The 14981-nt window shown below is 61.6% G+C and carries 13 protein-coding genes; 6 read left to right on the forward strand and 7 right to left on the reverse strand.

The window, feature by feature from the left end:
* Positions 1–28: 28 nt before the first annotated feature.
* The 3 genes from BKP54_RS18910 to mepA form a co-directional block, all read right to left on the reverse strand.
* Positions 29–1048, reverse strand: a complete 1020-nt coding sequence (locus BKP54_RS18910; protein ID WP_025425409.1) for a glucokinase — start codon at positions 1046–1048, stop codon at positions 29–31.
* Positions 1049–1192: 144 nt separating this feature from the next.
* On the reverse strand, positions 1193–1573 hold the full coding sequence (locus BKP54_RS18915; RefSeq protein ID WP_025425408.1) for a methylglyoxal synthase: 381 nt from the start codon (positions 1571–1573) through the stop codon (positions 1193–1195).
* Positions 1574–1658: 85 nt separating this feature from the next.
* Positions 1659–2714 carry a penicillin-insensitive murein endopeptidase gene (gene mepA / locus BKP54_RS18920; RefSeq protein WP_025425407.1) on the reverse strand — a complete coding sequence of 352 codons (1056 nt, stop codon included), beginning with the start codon at positions 2712–2714 and terminating at the stop codon, positions 1659–1661.
* 211 nt (positions 2715–2925) lie between these two features.
* Here mepA and BKP54_RS18925 point away from each other — a divergent pair, with 211 nt between their 5' ends.
* The 5 genes from BKP54_RS18925 (at position 2926) to BKP54_RS18945 (ending at position 9800) form a co-directional block, all read left to right on the forward strand.
* Positions 2926–4785 (forward strand): extracellular solute-binding protein, encoded by a 1860-nt coding sequence (locus tag BKP54_RS18925; RefSeq protein ID WP_084814698.1) that lies wholly within the window; start codon positions 2926–2928, stop codon positions 4783–4785.
* 183 nt (positions 4786–4968) lie between these two features.
* Entirely contained in the window at positions 4969–6051 is a 1083-nt protein-coding gene (locus BKP54_RS18930; RefSeq protein WP_025425405.1) for a microcin C ABC transporter permease YejB, read from the forward strand.
* A complete protein-coding gene (locus BKP54_RS18935; protein ID WP_025425404.1) occupies positions 6051–7193 on the forward strand; it encodes an ABC transporter permease in 1143 nt (380 codons plus the stop codon). Before BKP54_RS18930 ends, BKP54_RS18935 begins: the two co-directional genes overlap by 1 nt.
* A gap of 8 nt (positions 7194–7201) precedes the next feature.
* On the forward strand, positions 7202–8830 hold the full coding sequence (locus BKP54_RS18940) for an ABC transporter ATP-binding protein (RefSeq protein WP_025425403.1): 1629 nt from the start codon (positions 7202–7204) through the stop codon (positions 8828–8830).
* A 10-nt stretch (positions 8831–8840) separates the two neighbouring features.
* A complete protein-coding gene (locus tag BKP54_RS18945) occupies positions 8841–9800 on the forward strand; it encodes a glyoxylate/hydroxypyruvate reductase A (RefSeq protein WP_025425402.1) in 960 nt (319 codons plus the stop codon).
* 105 nt (positions 9801–9905) lie between these two features.
* Here BKP54_RS18945 and BKP54_RS18950 read toward each other — a convergent pair whose 3' ends face one another.
* From BKP54_RS18950 to BKP54_RS18960, 3 genes are all read right to left on the reverse strand, one after another.
* Positions 9906–10760 carry an NlpC/P60 family protein gene (locus BKP54_RS18950; RefSeq protein ID WP_025425401.1) on the reverse strand — a complete coding sequence of 285 codons (855 nt, stop codon included), beginning with the start codon at positions 10758–10760 and terminating at the stop codon, positions 9906–9908.
* Between the two features lie 6 nt (positions 10761–10766).
* Positions 10767–11117 carry a MarR family winged helix-turn-helix transcriptional regulator gene (locus BKP54_RS18955; RefSeq protein ID WP_025425400.1) on the reverse strand — a complete coding sequence of 117 codons (351 nt, stop codon included), beginning with the start codon at positions 11115–11117 and terminating at the stop codon, positions 10767–10769.
* 208 nt (positions 11118–11325) lie between these two features.
* Entirely contained in the window at positions 11326–12717 is a 1392-nt protein-coding gene (locus BKP54_RS18960; RefSeq protein WP_025425399.1) for a M17 family metallopeptidase, read from the reverse strand.
* Positions 12718–12851: 134 nt separating this feature from the next.
* Here BKP54_RS18960 and BKP54_RS18965 point away from each other — a divergent pair, with 134 nt between their 5' ends.
* A complete protein-coding gene (locus BKP54_RS18965) occupies positions 12852–13673 on the forward strand; it encodes a tetratricopeptide repeat protein (protein WP_057204444.1) in 822 nt (273 codons plus the stop codon).
* Positions 13674–13988: 315 nt separating this feature from the next.
* Here the strand turns inward: BKP54_RS18965 and BKP54_RS18970 are convergent, their stop codons facing one another.
* Entirely contained in the window at positions 13989–14975 is a 987-nt protein-coding gene (locus tag BKP54_RS18970; RefSeq protein ID WP_057204392.1) for a type II secretion system F family protein, read from the reverse strand.
* Positions 14976–14981 lie beyond the last annotated feature (6 nt).

The following is a 14981-nucleotide window of genomic DNA, read 5'->3' on the forward strand; positions in this document are numbered from 1 at the left end:
TGGCGAGTCTTTGCGCACGCCGCCGCCATCAGCTTCGCCAGCGGCGTCCCTCCGTTGCAACACCGAAGTCTCTCGGCGTGCGCGCGAAAGCTGCCAAACCCGACAGTGCCGCCATCGGATGAATGACCGCGAAGGTCGGGATGGTCTTCATCAGCGCGGAATGCGGCGCCTTGTCTTCGAAGGCGGCCCGGAATTCCGGTTTTTGCAGCGCCGGCAGGATCTTTTGCGAAATGCCACCGGCCAGAAACACACCGCCGCGCGCCATGAAAATCAGCGCCATGTCGCCGGCCACGCGACCGAGATAGGTCGAAAACAGCGATATACTCTCGACCGCGGCGGGGTTGTTGTCGGCAAGTGCTGCTGTGGTGACCTCGGCCGGATCGTTCAGGACCGGTTCTTCGCCATTGGCGGCGCAAACGGCCCGATAAAGATTCATGATGCCGCGACCGCAGAGGATCTGCTCGCCGGCCATGCGCCCCTCGATCGGCTCCAGGAAAGGCCAGATCTGGAAGTCGCGCTCGGTTCGCGGGCCGATATCGACATGACCGCCTTCGCCGGGCACCGGAAACCAGGTGTGCTGCGCGAAGACCAGGCCGCCGACACCGAGTCCGGTACCCGGACCGAGAACGACGCGGGAGGTCAGCGGGCGAACGCTGCCGCCACCGATCTTCACCAGATCTTCGGCAGCCGGGGCGGCGACGGCCAGCGCCTGCGCCTCGAAATCGTTGATGATCAGGACGTCCTCAAGGCCGAGGCCCGACAGCATGTCCTTGGGGCGTAACACCCAGCCGGCATTGGTCAGCGGAATCTCGTCGCCCTTGATCGGGCCGGCGACGGCGAGGATCGCCGACCGCGGCTGGACCGAGGTCTTGTCGAGGATGCTCTTCTGCAACGCTTCCTCGATCGTCTCGAAATCGCCGGTCTTGATCGGCGGCAGCTGCTTCGGCTCGGCAAAGGCATCGAGCAGCAAAGCGAAGCGGGCATTGGTGCCGCCGATGTCGCCGATCAGGATCGGAAAGGAAAAACTGTTGTCACTCGCACCGGGCATCACACTGTCCATCCTGATCGTCGCCGTGAGGTTTCGAATTCTCTACAGCGCCGCGCGTCAAATATGACGCGCAAAGGACGCTGTAGCACTTAAACTTGCTGCATGAATCCTTAGATCGAATCCGATTTAAGGATTCATGCAGTATCAGTTGTGGTTGAAGTCGATCAACTGCTCCGCCGTTGCGCGATTGAGCGCCATCGGAATATCGTAGACGATCGCAAGCCGCATCAACGCCTTGACGTCAACATCGTGCGGCATCGCCGTCAGCGGATCGACGAAGAAGATCAGAAGCTGGATATCGCCGGTGGCGATCATCGCGCCGATCTGCTGGTCGCCGCCGAGCGGACCGCTTTTCAGGCGCGTGATATCGAGGCTGGGACAAACATCGAGAACGCGGCCGCCAGTCGTGCCCGTGGCAACGATCTTCCATTGCGCGAAGACCGCTTCGTTTGCCTTGGTAAACGCGGCGAGATCATCCTTCTTCTGATCGTGAGCGATCAGGGCAACGCATTTCCGATCCGCCATGCCGTATCCCCGCCAGCAAATTTAAATCGATTTGATGGCCGTATACATGAGCCCGGCAAGATTGAAAAGGCGCAAGCCGAGACGGCTACTGCAGCGTCGGGCGCGCCAGGGGAACGGGAATGTCGGCTGGCGGCAAATCGGCTGCGGCATTGCCGATCACCTGCTCGATGCCCTGTTCGGCAGGCACTGGCGACGCAGCGCGATAGGCCATGCCGAAGGTCGCATCCTGCTCGGTGGCCGGGGCCGGTCCGTTCAGCACCAGGGTGCAGGCCTTCGGCAGATCGGCCATGGTCGTCAACCGGGGCTTCACCGGCTTTTCGCCCGGCTTCTTCTTCGGCTTTGCCCATGGTTCATCTGTAAACCACCAGGCCAGCGATTTGTCGCAGCCATCGCCGGCCGGGACGGCCGCCTGGTCCTTGCAGGTCTTCGAGCCTGCCGGGCATTTGATGCGGATGTGGAAATGGTAGTCGTGGCCATAGATCGGCCGGACCTTGCCGAGCGCAGAACGGTCACCGTTCCAGGTGTCGCAGAGCTTCTTCTTGATCGCCGGATTGACGAAGACCCGTTCGACCTGCGGGTAACTGGCGGCCAGCATGATCAGCCGGGCATGCGCCGGCGTCCAGATCGATGGGTCGACGGTCAGAAACTTGTTCTTCTGCAGCATCGACGTTGCGGAGATGTCTTCCCGCTCCCGGCCCGTCAGCGTCCTCTGCGGCATCGGCGTCAGCCAGATATCGGCATCGAGACCGATCTGGTGCGAGGCGTGGCCGGAGATCATCGGTCCGCCACGCGGCTGCGAGATATCGCCGAGAAGCAGACCCGGCCAGCCGACCTTTTCGGCGGCATCATGGGAGAATTGTTCGATCAGTGCGATCATCTGGGGATGGCCCCAGCGCCGGTTGCGCGACAGCCGCATCGCCTGCCAGGTGGGACCATCCGTCGGGATCGCGACGCCGCCGGCAAGGCAGCCCTTCGCATAGAAGCCATAGGACGAAGGCGCCATCTGAGCCGGCAGCGTCTTGGCGCCGAAAAGCGTCTTTGCCGGCGTGTCGTCGGCCCTGGCAGCATCGGCGATCAAGAAACTCGTTCCGAGCAACAGCGCCAGAAGCGCCGAGCCGCAACGTTGAAGTGGAGCAACCATGTCATTTCGTCCCGTTCATGTCCCGCAGACCCCGACGCCGACGCGCCGTGTCCGATGAACCCCCATCCTAAGGCGCGGTCTTTGCCTCAGCCTTGTGAATCACCGGGATGTGACGCAAAAATTTCGCCTGATTTGCGGCGGTGCCTGTCAATTGCCCCGATTTCGCCTATGCTTTCAAAAAAGAACATTGGAATATAGGGGTACCGGCTGGATGCCAAACTTCTGCAGGACCGTGAAACCTGGCCTCGCGGCCTCGCTTCTGACAGCAGCGCTTCTTCTCCTTCCTCCTGCATCGAATGCCGAAGAACAGCCCGTCTGGCGCAATGGTACGTCGTCGATCGGTGAGCCAAAACATAAGGATGGCTTCGCCCGCTTCGACTACGTCAATCCGGACGCACCGAAAGGCGGCGAGCTGCGGCTCTCGGAAAACGGCACGTTTGACACGTTCAACCCCATCCTCGCCAGGGGCGAAGCGGCGACCGGCGTTTCGTCCCTGGTCTTCGATACGCTGTTGAAAACCGCCGAGGATGAAATCACCACCGCATACGGCCTGCTTGCCGAGGGCGTCTCCTATCCCGACGATATCTCGTCTGCCACTTTTCGCCTGCGTGCGGAGGCCAAGTGGGCCGACGGAACGCCGGTGACCCCGGAGGATGTCATCTTCTCCCTCAACATGGCGAAGGAGCACAATCCACTCCAGTCCAACTATTACCGCCACGTGGTTTCAGCGGAAAAGACCGGCGAGCGCGATATCACCTTCCGCTTTGACGAGAAGAACAACCACGAACTGCCGAACATTCTCGGCCAGTTCCCGATCGTTCCGAAGCACTGGTGGGAGGGGCAGGACGCCAAGGGCAACAAGCGCGATATCTCCCGCACAACGCTGGAACCGGTGATGGGCTCCGGCCCCTACAAGATCGCCTCTTTCCAGGCGGGTGGCTCGATCCGCTTCGAGCTCAGGGACGACTATTGGGGCAAGAACCTCAACGTCAATGTCGGACAATACAATTTCAGCACGATCACCTATGCCTTCTTTAGCGACAGAAACGTGGAATTCGAGGCTTTTCGCGCCGGCAACGTCGATTTCTACCGAGACAGCAGCGCGAGCCATTGGGCGACCGCCTACGACTTTCCGGCCATGAAGGACGGCCGTGTGATCCGCGAGGAGATCGAGAATCCGCTGCGCGCAACCGGGGTCATGCAGGCGCTGGTGCCGAACATGCGCCGCGAGAAGTTTAGGGATCAGCGGGTGCGCGAGGCGCTGAACTACGCCTTCGACTTCGAGGATCTCAACCGCAATCTCGCCTACAACGCCTATCAGCGTGTCGACAGCTATTTCTGGGGCACCGAGCTTGCCTCCTCCAAGCTTCCCGAGGGCCGCGAAAAGGCAATCCTGGAGGAGCTGAAGGACAAGGTTCCGGCCGAAGTCTTCACCACGCCCTATGTGAACCCCATCAACGGCGACCCGCAGAAGGTGCGCGGCAACTTGCGCAAGGCGCTCGACCTGTTCAAGGAGGCGGGCTACGAGCTCAAGGGCAACCGGTTGGTCAACGTCAAGACCGGCGAACCCTTCGGCTTCGAGCTGCTTCTGTCCAACCCGTCCTTCGAGCGCACGGTCACGCCATTCATTAACAGCGTCAAGAAAATCGGCATCGATGCCCGCATCCGCACCGTCGACGATTCGCAATACACCAATCGCGTCAGAAGCTTCGACTATGACATGATCTATGGCATCTGGGCGCAGTCCCTGGTGCCAGGAAACGAACAGATCGACATTTGGGGCTCGAGCTCGGTCAACCAGCCGGGATCGAGAAACTATGCCGGCATTGCCGATCCAGCGATCGACGAGCTGATCCGAAGGATCATCTTCGCGCCGAACCGCGAGGAACTGGTTGCGACGACACGGGCGCTCGACCGCGTTCTCCTCTCCCATAACTATGTCGTGCCGCTCTTCTATTCCAAGGCGGTCCGCGTGGCCTATTGGAACCACCTCGCCCATCCGCAGGAGCTGCCCTATTACGGCACCGGCTTCCCGGATGTCTGGTGGTCGAAAAACGCCACGGCCAAATGAAGCCCTTGCACTTGGATGCCGTCTCGATTCCAAATGCAGAAAAACGAATCACTGAAAACGAATATAGGCCCGGCTTGGGCCTGAAAGCCGCAAGGAGACGTGAGGATTGAGACACCATAGGGCGCACGCCGACGCTTCGCGGGTCCGGGCCACCGGCAACACGTCGATCGAAAGGCTGGCCTGATGGGTGCCTATATCCTGCGACGCCTGCTGCTGATGATCCCGACGATCATCGGGATCATGGCGATTTCTTTCACAGTCATTCAGTTTGCGCCCGGCGGACCGGTCGAACAGGTGATTTCGGACCTGACGAACGCCGGCGGCTCCGACCGGCTGAGCGGCAGCAGCGGCGACCTGATGCAGACCGGTGGCGATCAAGGCGGCCAGTACCGAGGCGCCCAGGGGCTCGACCCGGAATTCATCGCCAAGCTCGAAAAACAGTTCGGCTTCGACAAGCCGCCGCTCGAACGCTTCGGCACGATGATGTGGGACTATATCCGCTTCGACTTCGGCGAGAGCTTCTTCCGCAACACGTCGGTCATCGATCTGATCAAGGAGAAGATGCCGGTCTCGATCTCGCTGGGGCTCTGGATCCTGCTGTTTTCCTACGCGATCTCGATCCCGCTCGGCATCAAGAAGGCGGTGTCTGATGGATCGACCTTCGACATCTGGACCTCGGGCATCATCATCGTCGGCTATGCCGTTCCGAGCTTCCTTTTCGGCATCCTGCTGATCGTCGTCTTTGCCGGCGGCTCGTTCCTCGACTGGTTTCCGCTGCGCGGCATCGTTTCCGACAATTTCTGGCAACTGCCCTGGTGGCAGAAGATCCTCGACTACTTCTGGCACATGACGCTGCCGCTGATCACGCTTTTGCTTTCGGCCTTCGCGACAACGACGCTCTTGACCAAGAATTCGTTCATCGACGAGATCAAGAAGCAGTATGTGACGACGGCGCGCGCCAAGGGCCTGAATGACCGTCAGGTGCTCTACGGCCACGTCTTCCGCAACGCTATGCTGATCATCATCGCCGGTTTCCCGAGCGCCTTCATCTCGGCCTTCTTCACCGGTTCGCTGTTGATCGAATATATCTTCTCGCTCGATGGCCTTGGGCGGCTCGGCTATGATTCCGTCGTCAAGCGCGACTATCCGATCGTCTTTGCGACGCTGTTCATCTTCTCGCTGATGGGGCTGCTCGTCAGCCTGCTCTCCGACCTCATCTACACCTGGGTCGATCCGCGCATCGATTTCGAGCGGAGGGACGTGTGATGAGCACCGTAACCACTGCCCCCACCCAGGTTGCCGCCCCGCCGCGTGGCTGGCTGTCGCCGGTCAACAAGCGGCGCTGGCAGAACTTCAAGGCGAACCGGCGCGGCTACTGGTCGCTCTGGCTGTTCCTTCTGCTGTTCGTGCTCAGCCTGTTTGCCGAATTCATCGCCAACGACAAGCCGATCATCGCCTCCTACAAGGGCGAGATCCTGTTTCCTGCGGTGGTCAACTATCCGGAGGAGAAGTTCGGCGGCTTCCTTGCCGAGACCGACTATCGCTCCGACTACATTCGCGACGAGATCGAGGGCAACGGCTGGATGATCTGGCCGCCGATCCGCTACTCCTACCAGACGGTCAACTCGAACATTCCGCATTCGGCGCCGACAAAGCCCTTCTGGCTGATGAGCACGGAGGAACGCTGCTCGGCCTATCCGGAAGGCACCGCCGACCGCAACTGCATTGCCGGCAACCTCAACTGGCTCGGCACCGACGACCAGGCGCGCGACGTGACGGCGCGCATGATCTACGGCTTCCGCATCTCGGTGCTCTTCGGGCTGGTACTCACCATCGCCTCCGCGATCATCGGCGTGACGGCCGGCGCAGTGCAGGGCTATTTCGGCGGCTGGACCGACCTCTTGATGCAGCGCTTCATCGAGATCTGGTCGTCGATGCCGGTGCTCTACATTCTCTTGATCATCGCCGCGATCCTGCCGCCGGGCTTCTTCATCCTGCTCGGCATCATGCTCTTGTTTTCCTGGGTCGGCTTTGTCGGCGTCGTGCGCGCCGAGTTCCTGCGGGCACGCAACTTCGAATATGTGAATGCAGCGCGCGCGCTTGGCGTCGGCAACGGCACGATCATGTACCGTCACCTGCTGCCGAACGCGATGGTGGCGACCCTGACCTTCCTGCCGTTCATCCTTTCTGGCTCGATCACCACGCTGACCTCGCTCGACTTCCTCGGCTTCGGCATGCCGCCGGGCTCGCCTTCCCTTGGCGAGATGATCGCGCAGGGCAAATCCAATCTGCAGGCGCCCTGGCTCGGGCTGACGGCCTTCTGCGTCATGTCGGTGATGCTGTCGCTGCTGATCTTCGTCGGCGAAGCGACCCGCGATGCCTTCGACCCGAGAAAGACATTCCGGTGAGCGCGACGATGACCGATCCCATTCTCTCCGTCCGCGATCTGTCGGTCGCTTTCCATCAGGGCGGTAACACCTCGCTTGCGGTCGATAGCATTTCCTTCGACATCAAGCGCGGCGAAACGGTTGCGCTTGTCGGTGAGTCCGGCTCCGGCAAGTCCGTGTCCGCCAACTCGATTCTGAAGCTCCTGCCCTACCCTTCGGCAAGCCATCCGAGCGGCGAAATCCACTTCAACGGCAAGGACCTGCTGAAGGCCAGCGATGCGGAGCTGCGCCATGTGCGCGGCAACGACATCACGATGATCTTCCAGGAGCCGATGACATCGCTCAATCCGCTGCATCCGATCGAACGGCAGATCGGCGAGATCCTGGAGCTGCATCAGGGACTGGAAGGAGCCGCGGCGCGCACGAGAATTCTCGAGCTCTTGAACCAGGTCGGCATCCGCGAGCCGGAGAAGCGGCTTGGCGCCTATCCTCACGAGCTTTCCGGTGGCCAGCGCCAGCGCGTGATGATCGCCATGGCGCTCGCCAACCGGCCGGAGCTTTTGATCGCCGACGAGCCGACGACGGCGCTCGACGTCACGGTGCAGGCCCAGATCCTCGAACTCTTGAAAACGCTGAAAGACGAGCACGGCATGTCGATGCTGTTCATCACCCATGACCTCGGCATCGTGCGAAAAATCGCCGACAGGGTCTGCGTGATGACCAAGGGCAAGATCGTCGAGACCGGGCCGACCGCCGAGATCTTTGCCAATCCACAGCATGCCTATACCCGCCACCTGCTCGCATCCGAGCCAAGGGGTAACCCGCCGCTTTCGGACGCCTCGAAGCCAGTCGTCATGGAAGCGGCTGATGTGAAGGTTTGGTTTCCGATCAAGGCCGGCTTCCTGCGCAAGGTCGTCGACCACGTGAAGGCGGTCGACGGCATCGACCTTAAGCTGCGCGCCGGCCAGACGCTCGGCGTCGTCGGCGAATCGGGTTCCGGCAAGACGACGCTCGGTCTGGCGCTGACGCGGCTGATATCGTCCAAGGGACGGATCGCCTTCGTCGGCAAGGACATCGCCGCCTACAGCTTCCGCGAAATGCGGCCGCTTCGAAACCGGATGCAGGTCGTCTTCCAGGACCCTTACGGTTCTCTGAGCCCGCGCATGTCGATTTCCGACATCATCGCCGAAGGGCTGAAAATCCACGAGAGCGCGCTGTCGGACAACGAGCGCGATCAACGCGTCGCCGCAGCGCTCGAGGAAGTGGGGCTCGACCCCGCCACCCGCTGGCGCTATCCGCACGAATTCTCCGGCGGCCAACGGCAGCGCATCGCGATTGCGCGTGCGATGGTACTGAAGCCGAAATTCGTGATGCTGGATGAGCCGACCTCGGCGCTCGACATGAGCGTCCAGGCGCAGGTGGTCGACCTGCTGCGCGACCTGCAGCACAAGCACGACCTCGCCTATCTCTTCATCAGCCACGACCTCAAGGTTGTGCGGGCGCTTGCCAACGAGATGATCGTGATGCGCATGGGCAAGGTCGTCGAGCAGGGCCCGGCGGAGCGCATCTTCAATGCGCCGCAGGAGGATTATACCAAGGCCCTGATGGCGGCAGCCTTCAACCTCGAAGCCGTCAACCTGTCCGCCATCCGCCAGTAGAGTCCTAACAATGCCCTCGAAAAGCTCCGTCATCATCGATCTGAAGTTCATTCCCGAGGAGGTTGCGGCAGCCCTGAAGGGCGCCTTCCCGGACCGGGAGGTGATCAACCGAGCCGATGCCATCCACGACAATCGCGATCTCTCTGATATCGACTATGCCGTCGTGTGGAAATCGGCACCGGACCTTTTCGAGAGAGCGCCGGATCTCAAGGTGGTGTTCTCCGGCGGCGCCGGCGTCGACCATGTCCTGACGCTGCCGGGATTGCCGGATGTGCCGCTTGTGCGCTTCGTCGATCGCAGCCTGACGACACGCATGAGCGAATGGGTGGTGATGCAATGCCTCATGCATCTGCGCCAGCACAGCACCTATGAGGCGCTGGCGGCAAAGCGGGAGTGGCGCGACCTTTCCCAACCCGAGGCGGCGGACATTACCGTCGGCATCATGGGCATGGGCGTGCTTGGACAGGATGCGGCCCGTAAGCTTTCGGCCTTGGGCTTCAAGGTCGTCGGCTGGTCGCGCAGCACGAAGGCGATCGACGGCATCGAGACCTATGGCGGTGACGAGCTGGACGCCTTCCTGGCGCGCACGGACTTCCTGGTTGGCCTGTTGCCGCTGACGCCGGAGACCCGCGGCATCTTCAATGCCGGACTTTTTGCCAAGCTGAGCCGCAACGGCCCCTTTGGCGCCCCGGTCTTCATCAATGGCGGCCGCGGCGGCAGCCAGGTCGAAACCGATATCTTGAGCTCACTCGATTCGGGCCTTCTCGGCGCAGCGTCCCTTGACGTTTTCGAGCAGGAGCCGCTTTCGCCAGAAAGCCGCTTCTGGCAGATGCCGAATGTCTATGTAACGCCGCATGTCGCAGCTTCGTCCGACGTCAAGGCGCTGTTCCGCCACGTCGAACAGCAGATCGCCCGCCTCGAAAGCGGGCAACCTTTGCAGCACGTCGTCGATAAATTAGCCGGCTACTGAGCGCTTAGAACGCTTCCGGCCTCGAGAGAGCCGCCCAAACCCTCTATCTCTTTGTTTTTGCGCATTACCTGACGGAAAACCGCTTCGCACTTTTCCTGGAAATGCTTAAGGGCGGCGATAGCCCGTCGGCTGGTCGTAGAGCCAACCGATGCGTTCGATCGACGCTTCCAGTCCCTCGCGGGCAACGGTCATCGTATGGCCGTTGGCATGGATCAGCGTTTCGTCGTCTTCCATCAGCGCAACGTGGCCCTTCCAGAAGACGAGGTCGCCGCGCCTAAGCTCCTCACGGGCGATCGGCGTTCCCAAGCCTGCAGCCTGCATGTCGGAGTCGCGCGGGGCGAGCTTGCCGACCATCATCATCGACAGCTGCACAAGGCCGGAACAATCAATGCCGAAACCGGAACGACCGCCCCAGAGATAGGGAGTTTCGACGAAGCGGGCGGCAACCGAGACATAGTCTCCGGGCACGACGCTGCCGACCTCGATGCAATGGTTGGCGATCACCGCCTGGCCGCCGTCGAGCAGGAAGTAGCGCGTGCCACGGGTCTCGCGCTCGTCGACAACGCTGAGACGGCTGCCCATCGACAACGGATAAACAGTCGGAAAACGCAAGTCATGACCGGAATAGACGAAGGTGCGCGGGGCCGAGACGATGTGCGTCGGGCTCTTGACCACCGGCGCAAGGCAATATTCCGGAAGGTAGCCGACATAGCCGTCGAGATCCGCCTTCACCCAGCACCAGCTCTCGTTGGTATCGAGCACCCGAACCGATTCGCCGAGCAGCAGTTCGGTATCGGTACCGCAGGCAAGATCGGGCTTTGCCCTGAGCGGCGTTACCGGCACGGAGACGCGGGCAACGCTTCCCTCGACATAGCGCTCGGCCTCCACGACACCGCGAAGGCGGCTTTCGGCGAGGTCGGCTCGATAGGCATTCAGGCGGCGATCGGGAAGTGTCGACATGTCAACTCACTTAGGCTGTTTGCGGCCCTGATCAATGATCAGATCGCCGAATTTTTCAAGATAGAGAGCACCGTCGACTGTCCTTTTGATGACCACGTTGCGCCGATCGCGGTCGTCGCGGGCGCGGTCGACAAGGCCGAGGGCGCCCATGGTATCGAGTGCTCGCGTGATCACCGGCTTGGTGACGCCAAGGGTTGCGGCAAGGCCACGAACGGTGTGGGGCGGCGGCACGAGATAGATCTGCAAGAGGATCGCCATCTGGCGCAGCGTCAGATCGCGACCGTCCACCCGCACCTGTTCCAACGATACCATGTGCCAGAGCCCGAGGGCCTGGGAGGGCGTAAGCTCGACCGGCAATGGCAACTCCTGCGCAACCGCATGAATCCCTCGATCGCTCTCCGGTTCGAGGATTCAAACAGACAGTCAACGAACGACAGCGACCAATACACTTCCAAGGGAAGCGCGGCGCTGCGGTAGTCCGCCACCATAGCGGCGGACCGTTACGCAAGCGTTGCTTTTTCGGACGACCGGCGCAGGGTCAGCGCCGGTCGTCTTCATCAGAGACTTACTTGGCGATCCGCCCGATATGCTGATAGAGCGCGCGAATAGCCTGAGCCTCACCGCCAACAGGCGAATGCGGCCGCTCGGACTGGGCCCACCCGAAGATATCGAAATGCACCCAGCTTTTGGTGTTGGTGACGAAGCGCTTGAGGAAGAGCGCGGCGGTGATCGAACCTGCCATGCCGCCCGAAGGCGCGTTCGTCAGGTCGGCAATGCGCGCGGAGACGTCCTTGTCGTAGCCCATGTGCAGAGGCATGCGCCACATCGGATCGTCGACGCTGAGGCTCGCCTCAGAGAGATCCTGCGCCAGCTCGGCGTCGTCGGTGAAGAACGGCGGCAGGTCGGGACCGAGTGCAACGCGGGCGGCACCGGTCAGCGTTGCCATATCGACAAGCAGCTCGTTCTTTTCCTCGTCGGCATAGGCGAGCGCATCGGCAAGAATGAGACGGCCTTCGGCATCGGTGTTGTCGATCTGCACCGTCAGGCCCTTGCGGCTGCGATAGATGTCGCCCGGCCGGAAGGCATTGGCGGAGATCGAGTTCTCGACGACGGGGATGATGACGCGCAGATCGACCTTGAGCTTTGCATCCATGATCATCAGCGCGAGGCCCATGACGTTGGCGGCACCGCCCATGTCCTTCTTCATTAGCAGCATTGAGGAAGCGGGCTTGATGTCGAGGCCGCCGGTGTCGAAGCAGACGCCCTTGCCGACCAGCGTCACTTTCTTGTGGCCCTTCTTGCCCCAGCGCAGTTCAAGAAGACGCGGCGCTTCTGCGCTCGCACGGCCGACCGTGTGAACAAGCGGGAAGTTCTGCGTCAGAAGAGCCTCGCCCGATATCACCGAGACATCCGCCTTGTAGTGCGTCGCAAGTGCGCGGAATGCTGCTTCCAGCGCCTCAGGGCCCATGTCGTTGGTCGGCGTGTTGATGAGGTCGCGGGCAAGGAAGACGCCGGCGAGCTGACGCTTGATATCGGCAGCATCGGCATCGGTCGGGATGAGCAAGGTCGGCGGCTCGCCCTTTGCCGACTTGTAACGCTCGAAGCGATAGGAGCCGAGACCATAGCCGAGTGCCAGCCGGTTGGCTGTGAGCGGCGCCGTTTCGATATGCCACTTGCCGGGTGGCAGGGCGCGCGCGAGCTTGCCGGTCAGGAACGGCGCCTCGGATGGGTTGCCGCCCAGGCCGAAGAGCGCGCCGCCGAGATGGCCATCGGCGGATGGGATCAGAAGGACCGCGCCCGATTCGGCCTTGAAGCCGGCCTTTCGGGCCCAATCAAGCGCGATCGGATCGATGGCTCCCGTTTCGATATGCGCCGGCGTGACCGCGAAGATCGGCAGAGTCTTGCCTGCGCTGGTGTTGAACGGCGACGGCCGCTCGATGAACTGATAGGGGGCCATGGAAGTCCTCGGCTGACAGAGATGGATTCGCGCAATTAACGCTCTGTTAGGGTTAACAGATTATTGCTGGAGTGAAAGTTGCGCCGATGTTGTTTGGAGTTCTGGTGCGCGAATGCATGCTGGGGACACCGCCGATGGCCAAACGCACGATCTCATCCCTAAACGCCAACCGTCTGCTGCAAGGCGCCGCGATCGCGATCGTCGCCCTGTCTGTCGCCGGCTGTGCCAACCAGCCGAAGAAGGAGCTGACGACCGGTTCCATTTCGGGCACGTCGAAGTCGGTTCAATCGATGACCGCATCGGAACTGTCCCAGGCAGCCGAAGGCATCGGCCAGGCCTATGAGAAGAACCCGCGGGATCGCGAGGCGGGGCTCAACTACGCCAATCTTCTGCGCATGACCGGGCGCAACGAACAGGCGCTTGCCGTCATGCAGCAGGTCGCCATCAACCATCCGCGGGACCGCGAGGTCCTCGGCGCCTACGGCAAGGCGCAGGCAGCGGCCGGACAACTGGATCAGGCACTGAACACGATCAGTCGCGCGCAGACGCCGGATCGGCCGGACTGGAAGCTGAAATCGGCCGAGGGCGCGATCCTTGACCAACTCGGACGTGCCCAGGAGGCGCGCCTGCGCTATCGCGAAGCGCTCGAGCTCAAGCCGAACGAGCCTTCGGTGCTCTCCAACCTCGGCATGTCCTATCTTCTGACCAAGGACCTGCGCACGGCGGAGACCTATCTCAAGTCCGCCGCGAGCCAACCCGGCGCCGACAGCAGCGTACGGCAGAACCTCGCACTCGCCGTCGGGCTGCAGGGACGCTTTCAAGAGGCCGAAACGATCGCCCGCCAGGAGCTTTCCGGGGAGCAGGCAGAAGCCAACGTGAAATATCTGCGCTCGATGCTGTCGCAGCAAGGTGCGTGGACGCAGCTGGCCAAGGCGGACGAAACCAACACCAACTGAGATCACGGAACGGAACCGGTGTCTGTCGCACGCCCCAAGCCCGCTACAGCGACCTTTGCGCGTCTAATAAGACGTGCTGCGCTGTAGGAATCGCTGACTGCGCTTTAAGCCTTTGTTTTTGCGCATGTCGCGCAAAAGTGCGTAGCGGTTTTGCGATAGTGACATGCGCTAGGCTGATCTCAAGCCGCCTCTGATTTGCAAGCCTCCACAGCCTCGCGCGTTCAATGGAATACGCGACGAGCGCCATGGGCGGCCCGACTTTTCGGCACAATTTCCCAAATTGCATCCGCTCTGAAGAATTGTGCAGCAGCGGGATCAGAAACGATCGGCGACCTGGATGCCGGCCGGACCGAGGATGACGGCGACGAGAACCGGCAGGAAGAACAGGATCATCGGCACTGTGAGCTTGGGCGGCAGCGCCGCCGCCTTCTTTTCAGCGGCATTCATGCGCTGATCGCGGCTTTCCTGCGCCAGAACGCGCAGCGCCTGGGCAATCGGGGTGCCGTAGCGGTCGGCCTGGATCAGCGCCTGAACCACCGATTTCACATCATCGAGGCCCGTCCGGTGGCCGAGGTTTTCGAGCGCGATCCGGCGTTCGGGCAGGAAGGAAAGCTCGGCCGTCGTCAACACCAATTCCTCCGCCAGAGCCGGCGACTGGGAGGCAATTTCATCGGCAACGCGCCGCATGCCAAGCTCCATCGAGACGCCGGATTCAACGCAGATCAGCAGGAGATCGAGCGCATCCGGCCAGGCGCGACGAATGGAATGCTGTCGCTTCGAGATGGCGTTGGCGACAAAGATGTTCGGCGCATAGAAGCCGACATAGGCAAAACCGACGGCAAATGCGAACCGCATCATGAACGGCTTTTCGGCAAAATTGCCGAGCACGAAAACATAGATGATCGCGATGACCAGGAACAGGAACGGAAGGCAGAAGCGCGCGAAGAGGAAGGTGTTGAGCGCGTTCTGGGACCGATAGCCCGCCGTCTTGAGACGGTTGACCGTGTTGTCGTCAACGAGGGCTTTGCGCAGATTCAGCCGCTCGACCACCTGGCGAACGGACGTATTGTTCTGACCGCGCAAATTGGCCTTGCCGCTCGAGACTTCGGCCGCCAGGCGCGCGCGTTCCCGTGCGCGGATCTGTTCGCGCTCGGTCGCCACCGATTTCATCCGCTTGCCGAGGTCTCCGCGCTCCAAGAGCGGCACCACGAGAGAATAGAAGGTCGCCAGCACTGCAAATGAGACAAGAACGGCAAAGACGACATTGGGATCCGTCAGTGTCTTGATCAATCCTTCGCTCATAATCGT

The organism is Ensifer sp. 1H6, from assembly GCF_001976035.1.
Classification (GTDB): domain Bacteria; phylum Pseudomonadota; class Alphaproteobacteria; order Rhizobiales; family Rhizobiaceae; genus Ensifer; species Ensifer canadensis.

Bases quoted from the DNA above. Each gene is read 5' to 3' on its own strand.
- BKP54_RS18910 (WP_025425409.1), bottom strand. From the start codon at position 1,048: ATGCCCGGTGCGAGTGACAACAGTTTTTCCTTTCCGATCCTGATCGGC.
- BKP54_RS18915 (WP_025425408.1), bottom strand. From the start codon at position 1,573: ATGGCGGATCGGAAATGCGTTGCCCTGATCGCTCACGATCAGAAGAAG.
- mepA (WP_025425407.1), bottom strand. From the start codon at position 2,714: ATGGTTGCTCCACTTCAACGTTGCGGCTCGGCGCTTCTGGCGCTGTTG.
- BKP54_RS18925 (WP_084814698.1), top strand. From the start codon at position 2,926: ATGCCAAACTTCTGCAGGACCGTGAAACCTGGCCTCGCGGCCTCGCTT.
- BKP54_RS18930 (WP_025425405.1), top strand. From the start codon at position 4,969: ATGGGTGCCTATATCCTGCGACGCCTGCTGCTGATGATCCCGACGATC.
- BKP54_RS18935 (WP_025425404.1), top strand. From the start codon at position 6,051: ATGAGCACCGTAACCACTGCCCCCACCCAGGTTGCCGCCCCGCCGCGT.
- BKP54_RS18940 (WP_025425403.1), top strand. From the start codon at position 7,202: ATGACCGATCCCATTCTCTCCGTCCGCGATCTGTCGGTCGCTTTCCAT.
- BKP54_RS18945 (WP_025425402.1), top strand. From the start codon at position 8,841: ATGCCCTCGAAAAGCTCCGTCATCATCGATCTGAAGTTCATTCCCGAG.
- BKP54_RS18950 (WP_025425401.1), bottom strand. From the start codon at position 10,760: ATGTCGACACTTCCCGATCGCCGCCTGAATGCCTATCGAGCCGACCTC.
- BKP54_RS18960 (WP_025425399.1), bottom strand. From the start codon at position 12,717: ATGGCCCCCTATCAGTTCATCGAGCGGCCGTCGCCGTTCAACACCAGC.
- BKP54_RS18965 (WP_057204444.1), top strand. From the start codon at position 12,852: ATGGCCAAACGCACGATCTCATCCCTAAACGCCAACCGTCTGCTGCAA.
- BKP54_RS18970 (WP_057204392.1), bottom strand. From the start codon at position 14,975: ATGAGCGAAGGATTGATCAAGACACTGACGGATCCCAATGTCGTCTTT.